The organism is Streptomyces sp. NPDC020731 (genome assembly GCF_044334705.1).
Lineage (GTDB): Bacteria > Actinomycetota > Actinomycetes > Streptomycetales > Streptomycetaceae > Streptomyces.
In genome coordinates, this window is sequence record NZ_JBIRTN010000013.1 from 190,420 (window position 1) to 212,804 (window position 22,385).

Here is a 22,385-nt window from a genome sequence, read left to right on the forward strand (position 1 = left end):
GCGGCCACGCTATGCCCTGGCCCGGGAACGGGGAAGCCGGAAGCCGGAACACCGGGCCGGATCCCCCGGCGGTCACACTTCTGTCACAGGATCACGACAGGCGTTCGTGACGGTGACCGTCACCCGGACGGGCGGTTCGGTACGCCTTCCGCAGGCATTCGAACGTAATTCCCGCGTGTCACACCACGGGCGCGATTAACTCCGACGGAAAGTGCCGGGGGAAGTACTCCCGGGCTCCATTCCTTTTCTGCTGCCGCGCATGACCACACAGGCCGTTGCGCACAGAAAATGCGCGTTTCCGCCACACGATCCGTCACGTCCTCTGTCGGAGACCGGCAGGGGTGAGCATCATGGCGTGGGCCCGGGGTACATGTGGCGCGGGCTCCCGGCGGGCCCGGCGCGCGAGGAGCGAAGGGGCGAGCGATGGGGACGCAGACCGTCCAGCCGACGGCGCGACCGGCGCGCCGGCAGCGACGCGGGCAGCTGGTGATCGACTGGCTGACCACCACCGACCACAAGAAGATCGGCCACCTCTACCTGATCACGTCGTTCGTGTTCTTCCTGATCGCCGGTGTGATGGCGCTGCTGATGCGCGCCGAACTGGCCCGGCCCGGACTGCAGATCGTCGACAACCAGCAGTTCAACCAGATGTTCACGATGCACGGCACGATCATGCTGCTGCTGTTCGCGACGCCCAGCTTCGCGGGGTTCGCCAACGAGCTGATGCCGCTGCAGATCGGGGCGCCCGACGTGGCCTTCCCGCGGCTGAACATGTTCTCGTACTGGCTGTTCCTCTTCGGCGGGCTGATCGTGCTCGGTTCGCTGGTGGTCACCGGGGGCCCGGCCGCCTACGGCTGGTTCGCCTACGCGCCGCTGAACAGCGTGCGGTACTCGCCCGGCCTCGGACCGGACCTGTGGATCATGGGCCTCGCGCTGTCCGGCTTCGGCACCATCCTCGGCGCGGTCAACTTCATCACCACCATCGTCGGGATGCGCGCCCCCGGGATGACGATGTTCCGGATGCCGCTGTTCACCTGGAACACGCTGTTCACGTCGATCCTGATCCTGCTGGCGTTCCCGGTGCTCGCGGCGGCGCTGCTGGTGCTGGAGGCGGACCGGCGGTTCGGCTCGCAGGTCTTCGAGGCCGCCAACGGCGGGGCGCTCCTGTGGCAGCACCTGTTCTGGTTCTTCGGCCACCCCGAGGTCTACATCATCGCGCTGCCGTTCTTCGGCATCGTCACGGAGATCATCCCGGTCTTCAGCCGCAAGCCGCTGTTCGGCTACCTGACGCTGGTGGGCGCCACCATGGCCATCACGGGCCTGTCGGTGGTGGTGTGGGCGCACCACATGTTCGCCACCGGCGCGGTGCTGCTGCCGTTCTTCTCCTTCATGAGCTTCCTGATCGCGGTGCCGACCGGCGTGAAGTTCTTCAACTGGACCGGCACCATGGTCAAGGGCTCGCTGTCCTTCGAGACGCCCATGCTGTGGGCGACCGGGTTCCTGGTGTCGTTCCTGTTCGGCGGGCTGACGGGGGTGCTGCTGGCGTCGCCGCCGCTGGACTTCCATGTGACGGACTCGTACTTCGTCGTCGCGCACTTCCACTACGTGGTCTTCGGCACCGTCGTCTTCGCGACCTTCGCCGGGTTCTACTTCTGGTGGCCCAAGTTCACCGGGAAGATGCTCGACGAGCGGCTCGGCAAGATCCAGTTCTGGACGCTGTTCGTCGGCTTCCACGCCACGTTCCTGGTGCAGCACTGGCTGGGCGCCGAGGGCATGCCGCGCCGCTACGCCGACTATCTGGCGGCGGACGGCTTCACCGCGCTGAACACCGTCTCCACCATCGGCGCCTTCCTGCTCGGCATGTCCACGCTCCCGTTCCTCTACAACGTCTGGAAGACGGCCAAGTACGGTGAGAAGGTCGAGGTCGACGATCCCTGGGGCTTCGGGCGCTCCCTGGAGTGGGCCACCTCGTGTCCGCCGCCCCGGCACAACTTCACGACGCTGCCCCGGGTCCGTTCGGAGTCGCCGGCGTTCGACATGAACCATCCGGAGTACGCGGCCGTGACGTCCCAGCCCGAGCCAAAGAGCGAGCAAGCCGGTCATGAGCCACTCTGACGGCGTCCATCAGCCCGGCCGGTTCCAGCACCTCGAACTCGAAGCCGAGCATCATCACATGGATCACCATGACGTCGAGGCTCGCGGCGCCGGTCCGCAGCAGGCAGCTGTCCGGCCCCTCCGCCTCCAGTGTTCCCGCGGTGGGTGAGATCCGCTCGGCGGCCTCCTCGACGGGCACCAGCAGCCGGACCACGGCGTGCGAGGCGTACGCGCGCGTGGAGACGCCGCGGGAGACATAGGCGGCGAGGTCCTCGGCGGGCGGCTCACGCGGGACGAAGCGCGGCCCGTGCGGCGGTCTGGGGTCGATGCGGTCCGCGCGGAAGGTGCGCCAGTCGGCGCGGTCGAGGTCCCAGGCGACCAGGTACCAGCGGCGTTCGGAGCACACCAGGCGGTGCGGCTCGACGGTGCGGCGGCTCGGCGTGCCGTCGTGACCCCGGTACTCGAAGCGCAGCCGCTCCGCGTCCCGGCAGAGGTGGGCCAGTTCGGTCAGCACGGCCGGGTCGACCGCGTCCGCGCGGGGACCGCGCAGCATGGGCACGGTGAAGGCGTTCAGGGCGCCCACGCGGCGGCGCAGCCGGTCCGGCAGTACCTGCTCCAGCTTGGCGAGGGCCCGTACGGAGGTCTCGCCGATGCCCTCGACACCCTGTCCGGCGGCGGTGCGCAGCCCGACGGCGACGGCCACCGCCTCCTCGTCGTCCAGCAGCAGCGGCGGCAGTTCGGCGCCCGCGCCCAGCTGGTAGCCGCCGCCGGTGCCCGGGCTGGCGTTGACGGGGTAGCCGAGCTCGCGCAACCGGTCCACGTCCCGGCGCACGGTACGGGCACTGACCCCGAGCCGGTCGGCGAGATCGGTGCCGGACCACTCGCGGTGGGCCTGGAGCAGGGACAGCAGACGCAGCAGGCGTGCCGAGGTCTCCAACATGCGGGCGAGTCTGCCAGCCGTCGCGGACAGCCACTGTCCTGAAGGGGGCGGGATCAGGGTTCGTAGGCCAGTCGCGGCACCGTGAAGCAGGTGCGGTTCATGTCGCCCTGCGACACCCAGCCCTCGCCGTCCCGCCAGCGGGCCACGGACAGACAGGTCCGGCCGGTGGCCGGCGGCTCGGGCGACCACCGGAACGAGACGGGGAGCAGCAGTCCGCCCGCGGTGTAGTCCCGGGCGCCCCCGACGTGGGCGTCGACGCACGCGCGCGTGATGCCCGTACGGGCGCAGGACTTCGCCGCGTCGGTGAACCAGCGGGCGGCGGCCCACCCCTCCAGCTGCCACTGGGAGTGCGTCTCCAGGCCCTCGGTGGCGTCCCGGAACTCGCGTACGGCCGGATGGCCGGTGTCCTCGAAGTTGCGGCTGGAGCCGGTGACCCACAGGGCGTTGCGGCAGTGCGGTGCGTCCTTGTGGTCCTCGGCGACGGTGGACGTCCAGTTCTGCACGTTGGTGACCTTGGCGGTGACCCGGGCGCCGACGTCGTCCATGGCCTGGCACAGGCGGGCGTTGCCGTGGCCGTCGATGGCGTCGAAGACCAGGTCGGCGCCCTGCTGCTTCAGGTCGGCGGCCACCGCGCGGAAGTTGGGCAGCGCGAAGTCGACCTGCTCGGTGACCACCTTGTAGCCCTCGGCCTTCAGGCCGCGTTCGACGAGACGGGCGTAGGCGGCGGACGCGGACTGGTTGTAGGAGACGACGGCGGCCGTGCGGGCGCCGTGCTCGCGCTTGAAGTAGCGGTACACCTCGGTGCCGCCGTACAGCTTGCCGTCCCAGCCCGGTGTGCCGTTCCTGGGCGCCTCGCTGCCGTGGACGCCGTAGAGGTGCGGGTAGGTGTCGTACGCGGCGCCGATGGGCTGGCCGCCGATGTCGGGTACCCCCGCGCGGGAGACGCGGGGGGCGCCCGCGTAGTCCAGGGCGGTGGTGGCGACCAGGGCGACGACCTTCTCCTCGTCGATCAGCCTGTGCACGCACTCGTTGTTGCCGACGCCGCTGCCGCCGTCGTCGCACAGCCGCACCTCGACGCGCCGGCCGTCGATGCCGCCGCGCGCGTTGAGCCGGTCGAACCAGGCCTTCGCGCCGTCGCGCGGACCGGTGAAGGCGCTGCCGCCGACCGGGCTGGTGGCGCTGGTGACGATGCCGACGCGGACCGGCTCGGCGGCGCCCCGGGCGGTCGCGGGCGGACGGTCGTCGTGCTCGAAGTCGCTCTGCGGCAGCCGGCTGCCGCAGGCCGCGGTCAGGGCGAGGAGCGCCGCCGCGGCCAGGGCCTCAGCAGCCCGGAATGTCCGGGGGTGATTCATCGCCGCTCAGTCGCACCAGCGCGCACAGGGACTTGACGGACACCTTCCAGGTGCCGTCGTCGTCGACGGCGACGCCGGAGGCGTCCGGGAGGGCGGTGGCTCCCCTGAGGGTGAGGGTGAACGTCACGTCCGCCTCGGTCGGTGAGGTGAACGCGATCTCGGTGACCTCTGCCTTCACCTGTCCGACGCGGTTGTCACCACTGAACGCCTCGAGCACCGGGCCCAGCAGCTCACCGTTCTGCAGGAGCTTCTTCTTCTCGTCCACGGGGGTCCGGGGGTCGAAGAACTTCTCCCAGTTCTGCCGGATCTCCTGTTCGGCCGCCTCCTGGTTCGCGGGCGCGCTGCCCGGTGCGCTCGTCGTCCGGTCCGCCGACGGCGTGGAAGTCCCGCTGCCGCCGCCACCGCTGTCGCATGCCGCGAGGCCCGGCGCCAGGACCAGGAACAGGGCGGCGGCCAGCGCCGTGCCCCGCCCCGCCGTCCGTGGGCCGCGCCCCGTCCTCGTGTTCCCCCGCCCGATGTCACTGCCGAGAACCATCTGGCTCACCAATCGGGTGTCGGTCCGGACCGTGTGCGCCCGGTGCTTTCAGGGTCGGGTTCCAGGGGGCATAGTGCAAGCCATGCGGACAGTCCGACTGCGGATCGCGCACCCCGTCCTCCGGGCGGGCTGGGCCGCGCTCGCCGTCGGCGCGGTGCTGTGTGTCATCGGCTGGTACGGCGTCTCGGGTGAGCGTTACGCCGAACGGCAGCTGCCCTATCTGGCGTCCTGCAGCATTCCCGGAGCCGCGCTGATCGTCGCCGGGGCGGTGCTGCTCGCCCACGGCCGGGGCGCGGTCGCCGCCACGCGCGTGGAGGAGCTGTACGGCCTGCTGGTCGCCGCCGAGCCGGCCGGCACCGACGAGCCGGGGCGGTCGGCCGGCGGGCCGGTGGCCGTCAGCGGGGAGATGCTGATGGTGCCGGGCGGGACGCTGTGGCACCGCGCGGACTGCCCGCTGGTCGCGGGGAGGACGGAGGCGGTTCCGGTGGACGGGAGGTCGGCCGCGGGCGGTGGGCTGGGACCCTGCCCGATCTGTGAGCCCACCGACGGGACCGGCTGAAGCCTCGCCGATGTCCTCGCTGACGTACGACCTCACGCTGGCCGGACTGTCGGTGGGCGCCGCGGCGGCGCTCACCGGGATCGGTCTGATCGTGACGTACCGGGCGACCGGGGTGCTGAACTTCGCGCACGGCGCGATCGCGATGGTGTGCGCCTATGCGCTGCGCGGCCTGGTGGTCGACCGGGGCTGGCCGCTGTGGTGGGCCGCCGCGCTGACGCTGCTGGTGGTGGCGCCGGGGATCGGGGTGGTGCTGGAGCGGTTCGTGTTCCGGCCGTTGTCCGTGCGGGGCGGTGACCCGGCGCGGACGCTGGTGGCGTCCCTCGGGGTGTTCGTGCTGCTGGTGGGCGGGGCGGCGCTGGTGTGGGGGCAGGGGGCGCGGGACGACGCGCCGGTGCTGGTGGCGGTGGAGCCGTGGGGGCAGCTGGCGGTGGTGGCGGTGCTGGCCGCGGGGGTCGGGGCGGTGATCCGCCGGACGCGGTTCGGGCGGCAGTTGCGGGCCGTCGTGGACGACCGCCGGCTGGCCGTGCTCGCCGGTGTCGACGCGGACCGGGTGGCGGCGGCCGGCTGGGCGTTCGGCTCGTTCACGGCCGGTCTGACCGGCGTGCTGCTGGCGCCGTACGTGCGGCTCGACCCGTACGGGCTGCCGCTGCTCGTGATGGAGGTGGTGGCGGTCGCGGTCGCCGCGCGGATGCGCGGTCCGACGGTGGCGGTGGTCGTCGCGCTCGGCATCGGGGTGGCGCAGAGTCAGCTGACGCGGCTGCACCCGTCCGGGTGGGGCGAGCCGTTGCTGCAGGCGGTCGGCGCCAACCTCTTCGTCGTGGCACTGCTGGTCGCCGCCCTGGTGCTGCCCGGGGTCGGCGCGCGCGACGTGCTCCCGCGCCCCGCCACCGCGCGGGTACCGGCTCCACCGGGCGTGTGGATCGTGGCCGGTGTGCTGTTCCTGCTGCCACTGGGCTTCGCCGGGGGCGATCTGCACACGGCGGTGCAGGTGCCGGCGCTCGGGGTGGTGCTGTTGTCGCTGGTGGTCGTCACCGGCCGGGGCGGGCAGATCTCACTCGGGCAGGCCGCGTACGCGGGTCTGGGCGCCCTCTTCACGGCGCTGCTGACGGCCGGCCGCTTCCCCGGCCTGCCCCGGCTGCCGGAGCTGGCCGCGCTCGCGGTGGCGGTCGTCCTGGTCGCTCCGCTGGGCGTGCTGACGGGGTGGCCGGCGATCGGCCGCCGGGGACCGGCGTTGGCACTGGCGACGTTCGCGGTGGGTGTCGGGGTGAGCCGTTTCGTCTTCGACCAGCCGTACGCCACGTCCGGGCTGTCCCTGGGCCGTCCGGCGGGCTTCGACGGCGACCGCGCGTACTACGTCCTGGAACTGGTCCTCCTGGCGTGCGCGCTGCTCGCGGCCCGGGTGCTGCGCCGGGGCCGCACGGGCCGTGCTCTGGCGGCGATGCGGGACCACGAGGCGGGGGCGCTGGCGGCGGGCGTGCGCGTGCCGTCGCTGAAACTCCTCGCGTTCGTCTCCGGTGCCGCGCTGGCCGCGCTCGGCGGGGGCATGCTCGGCATGGGGCTGCGCGCCTTCGACCCGGCCGCGTACGACCCCGTGCGGAGCCTGTTGTGGTTCGCCGCGGTGGTGGTCCTGGGTGCCGACAGCACCCTGGGCGCCCTTCTCGCCGCGGCGCTCCTGGTCGGCTTGGACGCGGGCACGCACGGGGGCGTCGCGGCGGCCGCGATCGGTGTCCTGGCGGTCCTGTCCGGCCGTTTCCCGGACGGCCCCCACGAGGCTCTGCGCGACACGGCGAACCGACTCCGCCTCCGGCCCCGCCCGACACCGACCCCCTTGGCCACCCGCCTCCGTGCCCGCCTGCGCCCTCCGGGACCGCCACCGAAGCCGCCCGGGGTCCCGGCGGGCGCGACGGCGACGAGCGCCGGGCCGCGGCCGGGCGCACACGGCACCGGCTCCCGCACCGAGCTGCCGGAACGGGCCGCCCCGGACACCCGAGCCGGCAGGTCGGGCACGGAGGCCGTCGGCGGACCACGAACGGCGTCGGCGTCGCGCCGGCCCGCCGCCGGCCCCGCACGGCAGCGGGACGACACGGGCCGAGAAGCCACCGAGGAAGCACGCTCCGCCGGGCAGTCGCCCGAGCTCCCGCGCGAGGGAGGGCCTGCCGCCGAAGGACCGTCGGGCGACGGGCCGCCCGGTCGTGGGGCACGAGACAGGGCGGCCGGCCCCGCGGTGCCGGGAGCACCGGCCACCGAGCGGGCTCGGCAGCTGCCCGGCCGGGGGACGTCGCCCGCCCCGGCCGGGCGCTCGGCGGATCCGTACGTGCCTCACCGGCCCCCGGCGCCCGGCGCCCCCGCGCCGGTGCGTGCGAGCGGGGGTGAGGTCCCGGTGGGGCGTCGGCACGCGGGGGCCTCCGCACCGGCCCCCGGCCCTCCTGTGCTCGCCGCCCGCGGTCTGCGTGTGCGGTACGGCGGGTTCACCGCGTTGGACGGGGTGGATCTGGACGTCCCGGCCGGGCGGGTGACCGCTGTCGTCGGACCCAACGGGGCCGGGAAGAGCACGCTGTTCCACTGTCTGGCGGGGACCTCGCGCCCCGCGCGGGGGTCGGTTTCGCTCGGCGGGCGGGACATCACGCGGCTGCCCGCGCACGCCCGCACCCGGCTCGGTGTCGCGCGGACGTTCCAGCAGCTGGCGGTCTTCCCGACGCTGACCGTCGCCGAGAACGTGCGCGTCGGTGCCGAGCAGGGACGACTGCGCGACCCCGGCGCGGTGGAGCGGGCACTGCGGCTCTTCGGGCTCGACGGGCCGATGAGGGCACGGCCCGCCGCCGGGCTCCCCACCGGGACGCTGCGCCGGGTGGAACTCGCGCGGGCCCTCGCCGCCGCCCCGCGCGTGCTGCTGCTCGACGAACCCGCCGCCGGTCTCGACACCGCCGAGGTCACCGCACTGGCCCGGATCCTGAAGGCGCTGGCCGCCGACGGCACGGCCCTCCTGGTCGTGGAGCACGACCTCGACCTGGTCGCCGGCCTCGCCGACGTCGTGCACGTGATGGCGGCGGGCCGGATCGTCGCCTCCGGGCCGCCCGGGAACGTCCTGGAGGCCCTCGGGGAGGCGACCGGCCCGTGACCACCATCTCCCTGCGCCACGCGCGCGTGCGTCACGGCCCCCTGGAGGCCCTGCACGGCGTCACACTCGCCGCACCCGGCCCCGGTCTCACCCTGCTGCTGGGCCGCAACGGCTCCGGCCGTACGACCGCCCTGCGGGCGCTGGCCGGTGACGTGCCGCTGTCCGGCGGGGCCGTGGTGTGGGACGGACGGGACGTGACCGGCCTGCCGGCGTACGAGCGGGCCCGGCGCGGGTTGTGCCTGGTGCCGGAACGGCGGGCGGTGTTCGGTTCCCTCACCGTGCGGGAGAACCTCGCCCTCACCGTCCCCGACCCCGCTCGCGCCCTCGACGCCTACCCGCGGCTGCGGGCGCTGCTGGAGCGCCGGGCCGGCACGCTCTCCGGGGGTGAGCAGCGGATGCTGGCCCTGTGCCGGGCGGTGTCGGCACGCGCGCGCGTGGTGCTCGTCGACGAGCCCGCCCAGGGCATGTCGCCGGCGGTCGCGGCCCGTACGTACGCGCTGCTGGCCGCACTCGACGCGTGCGTGGTCGTCGCCGAGCAGCGGCTGCCGCCCGCCCTGTACGGCCGGCCCGCCTTCGTGTACGTACTGCGCCGGGGCGCGGTGGTGTTCGCCGGGGAGGCCGGCGAACTCGGCCGGTCCGCCTCCGCGCGGCAGCCGTAGGGCTCCGGGCGGAGCACCGTCCACCGCGTCACGGGACGCGTGGGCCGCGCTCGCCCCGTCCGCCTTCGGGTCGTGCGGTGGTGCGGTGCGGTCGGCGGACGTACCCGAGCGGCGCTCGTTGCACACGGCGGAGGAATCCAGGGAGCCCCCGGTACCGGGACCGACCAACACCCCGTCGTGCCGGGACAGTTGCCGTTTACCTCGGGTAGCGGCGATTTCCGGCCACCCACTTCATTCCCTGATTTCGGGATTTGTCGACCAGTGGGCAGCGCATCCTGTGAGCCACCTCATCTCCGCAACGGCAGTACGGCAACGGGCAGTTGACGATGAATGACCGATTCCGCGCCCAGCGTGACCGTGTGCGCTGGATGGTTCGATTCCGTTCGCCCTGGGGCGTGACTACCGCCGCAGATCGCCCGTTGTCTTCTTCATGAGCCGGGGACCCGCCCGGACCACGGGCCGGGAGCCACCCGGCCTCGCCACGCACCGCATCCCGAGGGAGCCACCCGTGCCGCGCATGCTCGACCTCAGCGACGAGGTACGCGCCGAGATCGGCGACGAAGAAGCAGCCCGCCTGCTCGCCGGAGAGTCCGCCCCGGGCAGTTACGACTGCACCTCCTGCCGCACCCCGGGCGACCCGGAGCAGGAGCGCACCAGCACCGTCCTGTTCATCGGGGACGAGACCGCCGTCCTCGCCTTCGCCCATGCCGGCTGCCTGCCCTCGCAGGTCGTCCAGGTCACCGAGGAACAGCTCCGGGGAGCCGTGCGGGCCATCGGCGGCGACACCGGGGAACCGGCGTCCGCGAAGGCCGCCCCCGAGCAGGCCGTGCTCGGGGTGACCAGCGGACTGGTCCTGCTCTCCGGGGAGTTGCACCCGGCGCTGGTCGTGGAGCCGACCGCGCCGGTCGCGCGGCCCGGTTCACTCGGGGCCGGCGACGACTTCCTGCCGCTCCTCATCGAGCAGGGCTTCATGCCCCTGCCCGAGCTGTCGGCCGTACCGCCGGCGCTGCACGGCTGGTCGGTCCTGCTCGCCGCGGGACAACTGCACGCCGTGCTCCAGCCGAACCCGGGCGGTGGCCGTCCGGTGGCCTGGTGGCAGGCGCACCAGCCGCTCCAGGTCACCGATGGCTGGCGGTCGGCCGCCAACAAGCACCAGCAGGTGCTGATGTTCGCGGCCCCGGTCGGCTCGATCGGCCGCCAGCCGCGCGAGGACCTGCTGCGCGACGCGCTGGACAAGGCGGCGGCGAACGGGAAGCTCGTCGCCGCGGCGCTGCCCCTCGCCGGCCTCTGAGCGCTCCCGCCGGCACCCGGCCGGAGCGCTCCCGGCGAAAGCCGCAAAAGGGCCGCATCCCTTACGGCATGGGGTCGTTTGGACATACGTGCACGCATACGACGTTCCCCGCCGCCAGTCCCTCACCTCGGTCCCCGCACCCGTGCGCCCGGCGCAGGGCTCCCGGAGCGGCCTCTCGGCCACGCCGATCTACGACGCCCTCTACACCGAGTACGTCAAGTCCTTCCGCTCGCTGCCGGGTGACCGCAGCGGCGAGGAGGAGCTGGGCTTCACCGCCTTCGGGAACATCCCGCGCAGTACGGGCCCCTACGGCGGCCACAGCCCGAGCACGTTCGGCGCCTCCCTCATGAACGGCGCCCACGGCGCCGGGGCGAGCGGCGGCCGCCAGGGCGCCGGGCCGCAGTGGCAGCGGGTCGGCACGGTCGGCCGGTCCGCCTCCGGGATGCACCACGTGCCGGCCGGACTGCCACCGGCCCCGCGCAGAGGCGCCTGACCCGGGGTACGGCGAAGGGGCGGTCCCGGTGGGGCCGCCCCTTCGCCGTGCCCGCCGTCGGCTACTTCTTCTTGCCGCGCTTCTCCCGCACCCGCACGGAGATGTGGATCGGCGTCCCCTCGAAGCCGAACTCCTCCCGCAGCCGGCGCTCGATGAACCGCCGGTAGCCCGCCTCGATGAAGCCCGAGGCGAACAGCACGAACCGCGGCGGCTTGGTGCCGGCCTGGGTGCCGAACAGGATGCGCGGCTGCTTGCCGCCCCGCACGGGGTGCGGGTGGGCGGCGACCAGCTCGCCGAGGAAGGCGTTCAGCCTGCCCGTCGGGACCCGGGTCTCCCAGCCCTCCAGGGCCGTCTCGATGGCCGGGACCAGCTTCTCCATGTGCCGGCCGGTGCGCGCCGAGACGTTCACCCGCGGCGCCCACGCCACCTGGCCGAGCTCGGTCTCGATCTCCCGCTCCAGGTAGTAGCGGCGCTCCTCGTCGAGGGTGTCCCACTTGTTGTATGCGAGGACGAGGGCGCGGCCCGCCTCCACGGCCATGGTGACGATCCGCTGGTCCTGCACCGAGATGGAGTCGGTGGCGTCGATGAGGACGACGGCCACCTCCGCCTTCTCGACGGCGGCGGCGGTGCGCAGCGAGGCGTAGTAGTCGGCGCCCTGCTGGAGGTGGACGCGCTTGCGGATGCCCGCCGTGTCGACGAACTTCCAGGTCACCCCGCCCAGTTCGATCAGCTCGTCGACCGGGTCACGGGTGGTGCCGGCGAGTTCGTTGACGACGACCCGGTCCTCGCCCGCGACCTTGTTCAGCAGCGAGGACTTGCCGACGTTGGGCCGGCCGATCAGGGCGATGCGGCGCGGGCCGCCGACGGCGGTGCCGAAGGTCTGGGCCGGAGCCTCGGGCAGGGCCTCCAGGACCTGGTCCAGCATGTCGCCGGTGCCGCGGCCGTGCAGCGCGGAGACCGGGTAGGGCTCCCCCAGCCCCAGCGACCACAGGTAGGACGCGTCCGCCTCGCCGCTCGGGCCGTCCACCTTGTTGGCGCACAGCACGACCGGCTTGCCGGCCTTGCGCAGCAGCCGGACGACGGCCTCGTCGGTGTCGGTCGCGCCGACCTTGGCGTCCACGACGAAGACGACCGCGTCGGCGGCCTCGATGGCGTACTCGGCCTGGGCGGCCACGGAGGCGTCGATGCCGAGGACGTCCTGCTCCCAGCCGCCGGTGTCGACGACCTTGAAGCGGCGGCCCGCCCACTCGGCCTCGTAGGTGACGCGGTCGCGGGTGACGCCCGGCTTGTCCTCGACGACCGCCTCGCGGCGGCCGATGATGCGGTTCACCAGGGTCGACTTGCCGACGTTGGGGCGGCCGACGACGGCGAGCACGGGCAGCGGACCGTGGCCCGCCGCCTCGATGGCACCCTCGACGTCCTCGACGTCGAAGCCCTCCTCCGCGGCGAGCTCCATGAACTCCGCGAACTCGGCATCGCCCAGCGCTCCGTGGTCGTGCTCGTACGCGTCCGAGCCGTCGGGCTGGATGTGGTCGTTCATGAAGTCCGTACCTCTGCGTTCATCGTGGTGATCGGTGGAACGCCCCCTGTGCGAAGGTGATCCACTACTCAGTGTCGCCTAGCGCCCGGTGAGGCGCCTGGCGTTTTCCAGGTGCGCGGTGAGCTGCTTCTGGATGCGTTCGGTCGCCTCGTCCAGCGCCTTGCGCGTACGTCTGCCGCTGCCGTCGCCCGCCTCGAAGGGGTCGCCGAAGACGACGTCGACGCGGGAGCGCAGCGGGGGCAGCGCCTTTATCAACCGTCCGGGCCGCTCGGAACTTCCCAGGACGGCCACGGGAACGACCGGCGCGCCACCGCGGACGGCGAAGTACGCGAGCCCCGCGCGGAGCGCGGCGAAGTCGCCCTCGCCCCGGGTGCCCTCGGGGAAGATGCCGAGGACGCCGCCCTGCTCCAGCACGCCCAGCGCCCGGGAGATCGCCGTACGGTCGGTGCTGTGCCGGTCCACCTTCAGCTGGCCGATGCCGGTCAGGAACGGGTCGAGCGGGCCGACGAACGCCTCCTTCTTGATCAGGAAGTGCGTCGGCCGGGGCGCCACGCCCATGACCATGGGGCCGTCGACGTTGTGGGAGTGGTTCACGGCGAAGATCAGCGGTCCGGCCGCGGGTACCCGCCAGGCGCCCAGCACACGCGGCTTGAACAGCCCGTACATCAGGCCGACGCCGATGCGCCGGCCGACCTCGGCGCTCCGCACCGATGGGACGTCGGTCACTTCCCGGCCCGCTTCTCCTCGACGAGGGTGACGACACACTCGATGACCTGCTGCAGGGTCAGGTCGGTGGTGTCCACCTCGACGGCGTCGTCGGCCTTGGCCAGCGGGGAGGTCTTGCGGCCGGCGTCGGCCGCGTCCCGCTTGATCAGGGCCTCGCGGGTGGTGTTCAGGTCCGCGCCCTTGAGCTCACCGCTGCGACGGGCGGCCCGGGCCTCCGCGCTGGCGGTGAGGAAGATCTTCAGGTCGGCGTCGGGCAGCACGGTGGTGCCGATGTCGCGGCCCTCGACGACGATGCCGGTGACGGCGGAGGCGGCGATGGACCGCTGCAGCTCGGTGATCCGGGTCCGCACCTCGGGGACCGCGGAGACCGCGCTGACCTTGGAGGTGACGTCCTGTCCGCGGATCGGGCCGGCCACGTCGACGCCGTCGACGGTGATCGTCGGATCCTGCGGGGCCGTACCGGAGACGATCTCAGGCTTCCCGGCGACGGCGGCGATCGCGGACGGGTCGTCTATGTCGATGCCGTTGGTCACCATCCACCAGGTGATCGCCCGGTACTGGGCGCCGGTGTCCAGGTAGCTCAGGCCGAGCTGCGCCGCCACGGCCTTCGACGTGCTCGACTTGCCCGTGCCGGAGGGGCCGTCGATGGCGACAATCACGGGCTGGGCGGCGCCGTTTTCCACGGGGGGACACCTTCCTGGTGCGGTGGAGTGGTGTGTGCGGGGCGCGGACACACCCCGCACCAGGTTACCGGCCCCCCGGAACCCTTCCGACAAGCGGACGATCCGGCCCTTCGGGGGGGGCGGGCCGCCCCTGGCCCTTCCCCCGCCCCGGGCCGTCACTGGCGTATCGCCCAGCCCCGCTCCCGCAGCCCCGCGGTGAGGACCGGGGCCGCCTTGGGCTCCACCATGAGCTGGACCAGACCGGCCTGCTGTCCGGTGGCGTGCTCGATGCGGACGTCCTCGATGTTGACCCCGGCGCGCTCGGCGTCCGCGAAGATGCGGGCCAGCTGGCCGGGCTGGTCGTCGATGAGCACCGTCACGACCTCGTAGACGCGCGGCGCGGAGCCGTGCTTGCCGGGGACGCGGACCTGGCCGGCGTTGCCGCGGCGCAGCACGTCCTCGATGCCGGTGCCGCCCTCGCGGCGCTTGTCCTCGTCGGAGGACTGCAGCGCGCGCAGGGCGCGCACCGTCTCCTCCAGGTCGGCGGCGACGTCCGTGAGCAGGTCGGCGACCGGCCCGGGGTTGGCGGAGAGGATGTCGATCCACATCCGGGGGTCGGAGGCGGCGATCCGGGTCACGTCCCGGATGCCCTGCCCGCACAGTCGTACGGCGGCCTCCTCGGCGTGCTCCAGGCGCGCGGCGACCATGCTGGACACCAGGTGGGGCATGTGGGAGACGAGGGCCACGGCCCGGTCGTGGGCGTCGGCGTCCATGACGACGGGCACGGCCCTGCAGTGCGAGACCAGTTCCAGGGCGAGGTTCAGCACCTCGGTGTCGGTGTCCCGGGTCGGGGTGAGCACCCAGGGACGCCCCTCGAAGAGGTCCCCGGTGGCGGCCAGCGGGCCGGACCGCTCGCGGCCGGACATCGGGTGGGTGCCGATGTACGGGGTCAGGTCGAGTCCTCGCTCCTGGAGCTCGCGGCGCGGTCCTCCCTTGACGCTGGCGACGTCGATGTAGCCGCGCGCCGCGCCGCGCCGCATCGCGTCGGCGAGCACGTCGGCCACATGGGCGGGCGGGGCGGCGACGATCGCCAGGTCGACCGGCCCGTCGGGCGTCCCGTCCGTGCCGGCGCCGAGCGCGGCGGCCGTACGGGCCTGCTCCGGGTCGTGGTCGGTGAGGTGGACGACGACGCCCCGCCGGGTCAGGGCGAGCGCGGCGGACGTGCCGATCAGTCCGGTGCCGATGACGAGTGCGGTTCTCACTGGGCGATGTCCTTGCGCAGGGCGGCCGCCGCGCCGAGGTAGACGTGCGCGATGTCGGCGCGGGGCTTGTCGTACTCGACGTGCGCGAGGACCCGGACGACGCGGGGCATGGCGCCCTCGACGTCCAGTTCCTGGGCGCAGATCAGGGGGACGTCGACGATGCCGAGCCCGCGGGCGGCGGCGGCCGGGAAGTCGCTGCGCAGGTCGGGCGTGGCCGTGAACCAGAGGCTGATCAGGTCGTCGGTGTGCAGGCCGTTGCGCTCCAGGATCGCGGTGAGCAGCGTGCCGACCCGCTCCTCCATGTGACCGGCCTCGTCCCGCTCCAGCTGGACGGCCCCCCGGACCGCGCGTACCGCCACGACGATGCTCCTTGCTGACGTGCGTGTGTGCTGTTCGGTCATCCAGCGTAGTCAGCCCGCGCGGGGGCGGCTCCGGACGCTCGCCCGCTGAGACGGTCGATGTGCACGTTTCATGAGGCTTCGTATGATTTGCTTCCCGTTCGGCGCATCCGGTGTCAGGATGCGGGAACCGCGACCTCCGGGAGTGACGGCATGGCCCCTCGTGCGACGCGCCGCACGGTCCTTCTCGCGACGGGTGCGGCGGCACTGGCCGCGGGCTGCGGATCGGACGGCGGCGGGGGCGCCGCCTCGTCGGACACCGCCGGGCAGGAGCTGACCTCGACCGCCGACGTCCCGGTGGGCGGGGGCACGGTCCTGCCGGACGAGAAGATCGTGGTCACCCAGCCCGAGGAGGGCGACTTCAAGGCCTTCTCGGCGATCTGCACCCACCGGAACTGTGTCGTGGCCGACGTCGCGGACGGCACCGTCAACTGCGCCTGCCACGGCAGCCGGTTCAAGATCACCGACGGCTCGGTGGAGCACGGCCCGGCGACCCGGCCACTGCCGGAGGAACGGATCACGGTGGAGGGAAATTCGATCCGCCGGGCGTGATCCACCGCGTACGCTCCCGGGCATGCGCCCCGAGACCCTGATCGGCGACCACACGATCTACGCCTGCGTCATGGGCTCGCGTGCCTTCGGCCTGGCCACGGAGGACAGCGACACCGACCGCCGGGGCGTCTTCCTCGCGCCCACTCCTCTGTTCTGGCGTTTCGAGAAGCCGCCGACGCATGTCGAGGGTCCGGCCGAGGAGCAGTTCAGCTGGGAGCTGGAACGCTTCTGCGAGCTGGCCCTGCGCGCCAACCCCAACATCCTGGAGTGCCTGCACTCCCCGCTGGTGGAGCACGCCGACGCCACCGGCCGCGAGCTGCTGTCCCTGCGCGACGCCTTCCTCTCCCGCAAGGTCCACGAGACCTTCACCCGGTACGCCCACGGCCAGCGCCGCAAACTGGAGGCCGACGTCCGCGCCCACGGCACCCCGCGCTGGAAACACGCGATGCACCTGCTCCGCCTGCTGATCAGCGCCCGCGACCTGCTCCGTACGGGCACCCTCACGATCGACGTGGGCGAGGACCGCGAACCGCTGCTCGCGGTGAAGCGCGGCGAGGTCCCCTGGCCCGAGGCGGAGTCCTGGATGGCCCGGCTGGCGGAGGAGGGCGCGGAGGCCGCCCGGCGCAGTCCGCTGCCCGAGGAGCCGGACCGGCGCCGAATCGAGGACTTCCTCGTCCGCACCCGCCGCGCCTCAGCCCTCCAGGCGGATCCGTACGGCGAGGTCGTGCAGGGCGTCGTACGCGGTGGGGGCGTCGGGCAGGACTGACGCCGCCTGCGCCTCGTCCAGCACGCCGTGCAGCCGCTCCACGTCGGCCCGCACGCGTGCGCGGTCGACGTGGGCCTCCCCGTGCTCGCGCTCCGCCTTGGCGGCGACCAGCTCCGGCAGGTGGTCCGGGGCGGCGTCGACTTCCTCGCTGAGCGTGGGCAGATGGGGCTGCACCTCGCCGGAGCGCATCAGGTGGATGCCGGTGAGGAGCACCCGGAAGGTGTAGAGCAGCGGTTTGAGTTCGCCGGTCCTCTCGAACAGCCGCCACTGGGTCCGCGCGAACCCCCGGTAGTGGTGGGCGTGGTGGCTGGTGAGGACGCCAGGGGCGAGCGCGGCCAGCTCCCGGTGCGCGTCGGTGGTGTGCACGACCAGCGGGGACAGCAGCTGCTCCAGCACATAGCCGTTGCGCCGCAGCATCAGGCGTACGAACTTGCGCAGGTCGTGCGTGACCAGGTCCATCTCGACGCCGTCCCGGACCCACATCCGGGAGCGGGTCTCGTCCGGCTCGCGCAGCCCGACGAGATCGGCGGCCGGCAGCAGGTGCACGCCCCGCAGGTCCACGTCGGAGTCGCGGGACGGGAAGCCGTACAGGTGCGCGCCGGAGACGGTGGCGAACAGCACCGGGTCGGGCTGTTCGGCGATCACCGGGCGCAGGTCGGGGTCCAGGGCGTCCATCACCGGTCAAGCGTCCCAGAGCGTTCCCAGCGCCAGCAGGTCGCCCCGGTACTCGATGCGGTCCGCCCACTCGGCGGGCCAGGCGTCCGCGCCCAGACAAGCGCCCGCGAAGGCGCCCGTGAGGCAGGCGATGGAGTCGGAGTCGCCCGCGGTGCAGGCGGCGCGGCGCAGGGCGGTGAGGGGTTCGTCGACGAAGAGGAGGAAGCAGAGCAGGCCGGTCGCCAGGGCCTCCTCCGCGATCCAGCCCTCGCCCGTGGCCAGGCAGGGGTCGGTCTCGGGCGAGACGGTGCGTACGGCGTCCCGGAGGCGTTCCAGGATGTCCAGGCACTCGTCCCAGCCGCGGGCGATGAAGTGCTCGGGGGTGGGGTCCTGGGCGCGGGTCCACAGGTCGCCGAGCCAGAACTCGTGGTAACGGGTGCGGTTCTCGTAGGCGTAGGAGCGCAGGAGACCGATCAGGCCGGTCGGTTCGGCGCCCTCGGCGAGCAGTCGTACGGCGTGGGCGGTGAGGTCGGAGGCGGCGAGCGCGGTGGGGTGCCCGTGGGTGAGGGCCGACTGCAACTGGGCGGCGCCCGCGCGCTGTTCGTCGGTCAGTCCGGGGGCCAGGCCTATGGGCGCGACGCGCATGTTGGCGCCGCAGCCCTTGGAGCCGATCTGGCCGGCGTCCTGCCAGCGCCGGTCCTCACGGGCCAGCAGATGGCATGCCTTGAGGCAGGTGTTGCCCGGCGCGCGGTTGTTCTCGGGCGAGCGCCACCACTCCACGAACTCCTCGCGCACCGGCCGCTCCAGCCGCTTCGGGGTGAGCGGTCCCCGGTCCATGGCCGTGCGCAGCCCCCGCCCCAGCGCGAGGGTCATCTGGGTGTCGTCGGTGACGATCGCCGGCCGGGGCAGGTCCATCCCCCGCCAGGGGCCGAACCTGGCGAGGATCGACGGGACGTCGTTGAACTCCGTCGGGAAGCCCAGCGCGTCCCCCAGGGCGAGTCCGGTGAGCGCGCCTGTCGCGGCGCGCTTGGTGACGGTGGTCGTGGTCATGCGGGGCGTCCTTCCGGAGTCGGCCGGAGCAGAGGCGGGTGGAGGGCGGTGGCGGTGCCCGCGCGGTGGAGCGCGGCGGGTTTGCCCCGGCCGCCGGTGAGGCGCGCGGCGCCGGGGACGGCCTCGACGAAACCCGGGGTGGCGAGCACCTTGCGCCGGAAGTTGGGCCGGTCCAGGGCGGTGCCCCACACGGCCTCGTAGACCTGTTGCAGCTCCCCGAGGGTGAACTCGGGCGGGCAGAAGGCGGTGGCGAGGCAGGTGTACTCGAGCTTGGCGCCGACGCGTTCCCGCGCGTCGGCCAGGATCCGGCCGTGGTCGAAGGCGAGCTCCCGCGCGGAGTCGTACGGCGTCCAGCGGGCCTGCGCCGCGTCGCTGCCACCGTGTGCCTCGGGGGCGTCGGGCAGGAGGGCGGCGAAGGCGACGGACACGACCCGCATCCGGGGGTCGCGGTCGGGTTCGCTGTAGGTCCGCAGCTGCTCCAGATGCAGCCCGGACACGTCCGTCAGTCCGGTCTCCTCGCCCAGTTCGCGCCGCGCGGCGCGCTCCGCGGACTCGTCCGGCCGGACGAAGCCGCCGGGCAGCGCCCACTGCCCGGCGTACGGCTCCTGGCCGCGCTCGACGAGCAGGACGTGCAGGACGCCCGCGCGGAGGGTGAACACGGCGAGGTCGACGGTGACGGCGAAGGGTTCGAAGGCGTGTCTGTCGTAGCCGTCCATGATCGACACCCCCTTTAATAGTCACTTAGACTATAAAGGGGGTGCGGTGGGCACACAAGCCCTCAGAGGTCGACCTCCTGCATCAGCATCCCGACCTCGGTGTTGGACAACCGCCGCAGCCAGCCCGACTTCTGGTCGCCCAGGGTGATCGGCCCGAAGGCGGTGCGCACCAGCTTCTCGACCGGGAAGCCGGCCTCCGCGAGCATGCGGCGCACGATGTGCTTGCGTCCCTCGTGCAGGGTCACCTCGACGAGGTAGTTCTTGCCGGTCTGCTCCACGACCCGGAAGTGGTCCGCGCGCGCGTAGCCGTCCTCCAGCTGGATGCCGTCCTTGAGCTGCTTGCCCAGGTCGCGCGGGATCGGGCCCACGATGGCCGCCAGGTACGTCTTCTTCACGCCGTACTTGGGGTGGGTCAGCCGGTGCGCCAGCTCGCCGTGGTTGGTGAGCAGGATGACGCCCTCGGTCTCGGTGTCGAGCCGGCCGACGTGGAAGAGGCGGGTCTCGCGGTTGGTGACGTAGTCACCGAGGCACTGCCGGCCCTCCGGGTCCTCCATGGTCGACACGACACCGGCGGGCTTGTTCAGCGAGAAGAACTGGTACGACTGGGTGGCGACGGTCAGGCCGTCGACCTTGACCTCGTCCTTCTCCGGGTCGACCCGCTTGCCCTGCTCGAGGACGATCTCGCCGTTGACCTCGACGCGCGCCTGCTCGATCAGCTCCTCGCAGGCACGCCGGGAGCCGTAGCCCGCGCGGGCGAGCACCTTCTGCAGCCGCTCGCCCTCCTGCTCGGCGCCGGGGAAGGTCTTGGGCGGCTTGACGTCCTTCTTGCCCGCGTACCGCTCCCGGTTGCGCTCCTCGGCCCGCGTCTCGTACTCACGGGACGTGGCCGGGGCGCTGCGTCCTCGCTGCTGGGGCCTCTTCGGACCGCCCTTGGCACCGCCACGGGCCGAGGGACCGCGGCCCGACTTCGGACCGTCCTGGGTGGCGCCAGGTCCCACGTCGTAGCGCCGCTCCTCCGGGCGCGGCTTCTTCGGACGGCCGCCCTGTTGGTTGTCGCGGTTGTTACCGGCGCCACGGTGGTTGTCGCGGCCACCGCCGCTCCCGCCGCGGCCGCCGCTGTTGCCACCACGGCTCCCGCCGTTGTTTCCGCTGCTGTTCCTGCCGCTGCTGCTTCGCATCAAAGTTCCGTCTTGTCGTCTGCGTCCTCGGAATCCGGGGCGTCCGGATCGAACGACGGGACCGCTTCCAGCGTCTCGGCCTCGATCGCCTCCGCCTCCGGGAGGAAGGGCGCGAGCTCCGGGAGTTCGTCCAGACCGCGCAGGCCCATCCGCTCCAGGAAGTAGTTCGTCGTCGTGTACAGGATCGCACCTGTTTCGGGTTCCGTGCCCGCCTCCTCGATCAGACCGCGCTGCAGGAGGGTGCGCATCACGCCGTCGCAGTTGACTCCGCGCACGGCGGAGACGCGGCTGCGGCTGACCGGCCGGCGGTAGGCGACCACCGCGAGGGTCTCCAGGGCGGCCCGGGTGAGCCGGGCCTGCTGGCCGTCCAGGACGAAGCCCTCGACGGCGGCGGCGTACTCGGGGCGGGTGTAGAAGCGCCAGCCGCCCGCGACGAGGCGCAGTTCGAAGCCGCGGCCCTGGGCGGTGTACTCGTCGGCCAGCTCGCGCAGCGCGTCCGCGACCTGGCGCTTCGGGCGCTCCAGGATCTTCGCCAGGTGCTCCTCGGTCGCGGGCTCGTCCACGACCATGAGGACCGCCTCGAGGGCGGGCCTGAGGTCGAGCTCCGCGACGGTGCGCGGCCCGGCGGGGGTCCCGGTCGTCTCCTCGCTCACGGCTTCCTCTCCTCCTCGGGCTGCTCCGGCGGCCGGTCGAACTCGTCGGTGACCGTCGGCGCGGTGTCTGCGTCCCCGCCGGTCCAGCGCACGGTCAGCTCACCGAGCGCGGTCTCCTGGTCGAGGGCGACGGCCTTCTCGCGGTACAGCTCCAGCAGGGCGAGGAACCGGGCCACGACGGTCAGGGTGTCGTCCGTGTCCTCGACGAGGTCCCGGAAGCTCGCCTCGCCGAGTTCCCTGAGGCGTGTGACGACGATCCCGGCCTGTTCCTGCACGCTGACCAGCGGGGCGTGGATGTGGTCGACGTACACCTGTGGCTCGGGTCTGGGCTGCATCGCCCTGACGGCGAGCCTGGCGAAGCCCTCGGGGCCGATGCTGATGACGACCTCGGGCAGCAGCTCGGCGTACCGCGGCTCCAGCCCGACGGTACGGGGGTAGCGACGGGCCTCGTCGTCGAGGCGCCGGCTGAAGATGTCGGCGATCTGCTTGTACGCGCGGTACTGCAGCAGCCTCGCGAACAGCAGGTCCCGGGCCTCGAGGAGGGCGAGGTCGGCCTCGTCCTCCACCTCGGCGGCGGGCAGCAGCCGGGCCGCCTTGAGATCGAGCAGCGTGGCCGCCACGACCAGGAACTCGGTCGTCTCGTCCAGGTCCCAGTCGGGCCCCATGGCCCGGATGTACGCCATGAACTCGTCGGTCACCCTGGACAGCGCGACCTCGGTGACGTCCAGCTTGTGCCTCGAGATCAACTGCAGCAGCAGATCGAACGGCCCCTCGAAGTTCGCCAGCCGAACCGTGAACCGCCCGTCGTCGTCCTCACCGGCACCGGCCCCCGAAGCACCGCCTCCGGGCTCCGCCCCGGCCCCGGACGCCTCCGCGAGTTCCGGTTCGCCGGGCACGCCCGCGCTCCCGCCGACGGCCGGGGCGTCCGCTCCCGCCGCCGGGGCCGGCGCACGCGTGACGGTCTCCGCGACCGGCTCCCGCGGCGTCGGCCCGGCCGGTCCCGTGCCGGGCCCGGCGGATGCCTCCTGCGCCGGTGAAGGTTCCGCGGGACCCTCCGCGCCCGCGCCCTCCTCGGGCGCCCCGCGCCCGGCAGCCGGGTCGTCCGGCGTCGCTCCCGGGCCCCGGCCCAGGGTGCGGCGGCGGGACGGCCGGGCGCCGGAGGCGGGTGCGTCGTTCGAGGTCATGGC

The 22,385-nt window shown here is 73.2% G+C and carries 21 protein-coding genes and 1 pseudogene; 8 read left to right on the forward strand and 14 right to left on the reverse strand.

Annotation, left to right across the window (positions count from 1 at the left end):
* Window positions 1–423 precede the first annotated feature (423 nt).
* Window positions 424–2,109, forward strand: a pseudogene (ctaD, locus tag ACH4VX_RS21580) (cytochrome c oxidase subunit I); the annotation flags it as partial.
* Here the strand turns inward: ctaD and ACH4VX_RS21585 are convergent.
* From ACH4VX_RS21585 to ACH4VX_RS21595, 3 genes are read right to left on the reverse strand one after another with little or no spacing between them, the layout of a single operon-like run.
* On the reverse strand, window positions 1,994–3,034 hold the full coding sequence (locus ACH4VX_RS21585) for a helix-turn-helix transcriptional regulator (protein WP_398369188.1): 1,041 nt from the start codon (window positions 3,032–3,034) through the stop codon (window positions 1,994–1,996). The pseudogene ctaD and the gene ACH4VX_RS21585 overlap by 116 nt on opposite strands.
* 53 nt (window positions 3,035–3,087) lie before the next feature.
* Window positions 3,088–4,386, reverse strand: a complete 1,299-nt coding sequence (locus ACH4VX_RS21590) for an ABC transporter substrate-binding protein (protein WP_398369190.1) — start codon at window positions 4,384–4,386, stop codon at window positions 3,088–3,090.
* The gene (locus ACH4VX_RS21595) at window positions 4,355–4,921 is read right to left on the reverse strand and encodes a hypothetical protein (RefSeq protein ID WP_398369263.1); all 567 of its coding nucleotides are present in this window, start codon (window positions 4,919–4,921) and stop codon (window positions 4,355–4,357) included. The genes ACH4VX_RS21590 and ACH4VX_RS21595 overlap by 32 nt, the downstream gene beginning before the upstream one ends.
* 82 nt (window positions 4,922–5,003) lie before the next feature.
* Between ACH4VX_RS21595 and ACH4VX_RS21600 the strand changes: the two genes are divergently transcribed.
* The 5 genes from ACH4VX_RS21600 to ACH4VX_RS21620 all read left to right on the forward strand — a co-directional run bounded on the left by ACH4VX_RS21600 (window position 5,004) and on the right by ACH4VX_RS21620 (window position 11,041).
* Entirely contained in the window at window positions 5,004–5,480 is a 477-nt protein-coding gene (locus ACH4VX_RS21600; RefSeq protein WP_398369192.1) for a hypothetical protein, read from the forward strand.
* Window positions 5,481–5,490: 10 nt separating this feature from the next.
* Window positions 5,491–8,598 carry an ATP-binding cassette domain-containing protein gene (locus ACH4VX_RS21605; RefSeq protein WP_398369193.1) on the forward strand — a complete coding sequence of 1,036 codons (3,108 nt, stop codon included), beginning with the start codon at window positions 5,491–5,493 and terminating at the stop codon, window positions 8,596–8,598.
* The gene (locus ACH4VX_RS21610) at window positions 8,595–9,257 is read left to right on the forward strand and encodes an ABC transporter ATP-binding protein (protein ID WP_398369195.1); all 663 of its coding nucleotides are present in this window, start codon (window positions 8,595–8,597) and stop codon (window positions 9,255–9,257) included. Before ACH4VX_RS21605 ends, ACH4VX_RS21610 begins: the two co-directional genes overlap by 4 nt.
* A gap of 508 nt (window positions 9,258–9,765) precedes the next feature.
* Window positions 9,766–10,548, forward strand: coding sequence for a hypothetical protein (locus tag ACH4VX_RS21615; protein WP_398369197.1), 783 nt, complete (start codon window positions 9,766–9,768; stop codon window positions 10,546–10,548).
* 88 nt (window positions 10,549–10,636) lie between these two features.
* The gene (locus tag ACH4VX_RS21620; protein ID WP_398369199.1) at window positions 10,637–11,041 is read left to right on the forward strand and encodes a hypothetical protein; all 405 of its coding nucleotides are present in this window, start codon (window positions 10,637–10,639) and stop codon (window positions 11,039–11,041) included.
* Window positions 11,042–11,102: 61 nt separating this feature from the next.
* On the opposite strand, the gene der is transcribed toward ACH4VX_RS21620, so the two are convergent.
* The 5 genes from der to aroH all read right to left on the reverse strand — a co-directional run bounded on the left by der (window position 11,103) and on the right by aroH (window position 15,590).
* The gene (gene der / locus ACH4VX_RS21625) at window positions 11,103–12,581 is read right to left on the reverse strand and encodes a ribosome biogenesis GTPase Der (protein ID WP_398369200.1); all 1,479 of its coding nucleotides are present in this window, start codon (window positions 12,579–12,581) and stop codon (window positions 11,103–11,105) included.
* A 78-nt stretch (window positions 12,582–12,659) separates the two neighbouring features.
* Window positions 12,660–13,307 (reverse strand): lysophospholipid acyltransferase family protein, encoded by a 648-nt coding sequence (locus tag ACH4VX_RS21630; protein ID WP_398369202.1) that lies wholly within the window; start codon window positions 13,305–13,307, stop codon window positions 12,660–12,662.
* The gene (cmk, locus tag ACH4VX_RS21635; RefSeq protein ID WP_398369203.1) at window positions 13,304–13,990 is read right to left on the reverse strand and encodes a (d)CMP kinase; all 687 of its coding nucleotides are present in this window, start codon (window positions 13,988–13,990) and stop codon (window positions 13,304–13,306) included. Before cmk ends, ACH4VX_RS21630 begins: the two co-directional genes overlap by 4 nt.
* Window positions 13,991–14,145: 155 nt before the next feature.
* On the reverse strand, window positions 14,146–15,231 hold the full coding sequence (locus tag ACH4VX_RS21640; RefSeq protein WP_398369205.1) for a prephenate dehydrogenase: 1,086 nt from the start codon (window positions 15,229–15,231) through the stop codon (window positions 14,146–14,148).
* Window positions 15,228–15,590 (reverse strand): chorismate mutase, encoded by a 363-nt coding sequence (gene aroH, locus ACH4VX_RS21645; protein ID WP_398369206.1) that lies wholly within the window; start codon window positions 15,588–15,590, stop codon window positions 15,228–15,230. Before aroH ends, ACH4VX_RS21640 begins: the two co-directional genes overlap by 4 nt.
* Before the next feature lie 192 nt (window positions 15,591–15,782).
* Here aroH and ACH4VX_RS21650 point away from each other — a divergent pair, with 192 nt between their 5' ends.
* Both ACH4VX_RS21650 and ACH4VX_RS21655 read left to right on the forward strand, forming a co-directional pair.
* Entirely contained in the window at window positions 15,783–16,181 is a 399-nt protein-coding gene (locus ACH4VX_RS21650) for a Rieske (2Fe-2S) protein (RefSeq protein WP_398369208.1), read from the forward strand.
* A 22-nt stretch (window positions 16,182–16,203) separates the two neighbouring features.
* Window positions 16,204–16,947, forward strand: a complete 744-nt coding sequence (locus ACH4VX_RS21655) for a DNA polymerase beta superfamily protein (RefSeq protein ID WP_398369209.1) — start codon at window positions 16,204–16,206, stop codon at window positions 16,945–16,947.
* On the opposite strand, the gene ACH4VX_RS21660 is transcribed toward ACH4VX_RS21655, so the two are convergent.
* The 6 genes from ACH4VX_RS21660 to ACH4VX_RS21685 all read right to left on the reverse strand — a co-directional run bounded on the left by ACH4VX_RS21660 (window position 16,873) and on the right by ACH4VX_RS21685 (window position 22,382).
* Window positions 16,873–17,625, reverse strand: coding sequence for a DNA polymerase beta superfamily protein (locus ACH4VX_RS21660; RefSeq protein ID WP_398369211.1), 753 nt, complete (start codon window positions 17,623–17,625; stop codon window positions 16,873–16,875). The two genes, ACH4VX_RS21655 and ACH4VX_RS21660, sit on opposite strands and share 75 nt — an antisense overlap.
* A gap of 3 nt (window positions 17,626–17,628) precedes the next feature.
* Window positions 17,629–18,651 carry an ADP-ribosylglycohydrolase family protein gene (locus ACH4VX_RS21665; protein ID WP_398369213.1) on the reverse strand — a complete coding sequence of 341 codons (1,023 nt, stop codon included), beginning with the start codon at window positions 18,649–18,651 and terminating at the stop codon, window positions 17,629–17,631.
* Complete coding sequence (locus ACH4VX_RS21670; protein ID WP_398369215.1) at window positions 18,648–19,367, reverse strand: NUDIX hydrolase; 720 nt, start codon at window positions 19,365–19,367, stop codon at window positions 18,648–18,650. The genes ACH4VX_RS21665 and ACH4VX_RS21670 overlap by 4 nt, the downstream gene beginning before the upstream one ends.
* Window positions 19,368–19,429: 62 nt before the next feature.
* Complete coding sequence (locus ACH4VX_RS21675; RefSeq protein WP_398369216.1) at window positions 19,430–20,545, reverse strand: pseudouridine synthase; 1,116 nt, start codon at window positions 20,543–20,545, stop codon at window positions 19,430–19,432.
* Window positions 20,545–21,198, reverse strand: coding sequence for an SMC-Scp complex subunit ScpB (gene scpB / locus ACH4VX_RS21680; protein ID WP_398369218.1), 654 nt, complete (start codon window positions 21,196–21,198; stop codon window positions 20,545–20,547). The genes ACH4VX_RS21675 and scpB overlap by 1 nt, the downstream gene beginning before the upstream one ends.
* Window positions 21,195–22,382, reverse strand: coding sequence for a segregation and condensation protein A (locus tag ACH4VX_RS21685; RefSeq protein ID WP_398369220.1), 1,188 nt, complete (start codon window positions 22,380–22,382; stop codon window positions 21,195–21,197). Before ACH4VX_RS21685 ends, scpB begins: the two co-directional genes overlap by 4 nt.
* Between the last annotated feature and the right edge of the window lie 3 nt (window positions 22,383–22,385).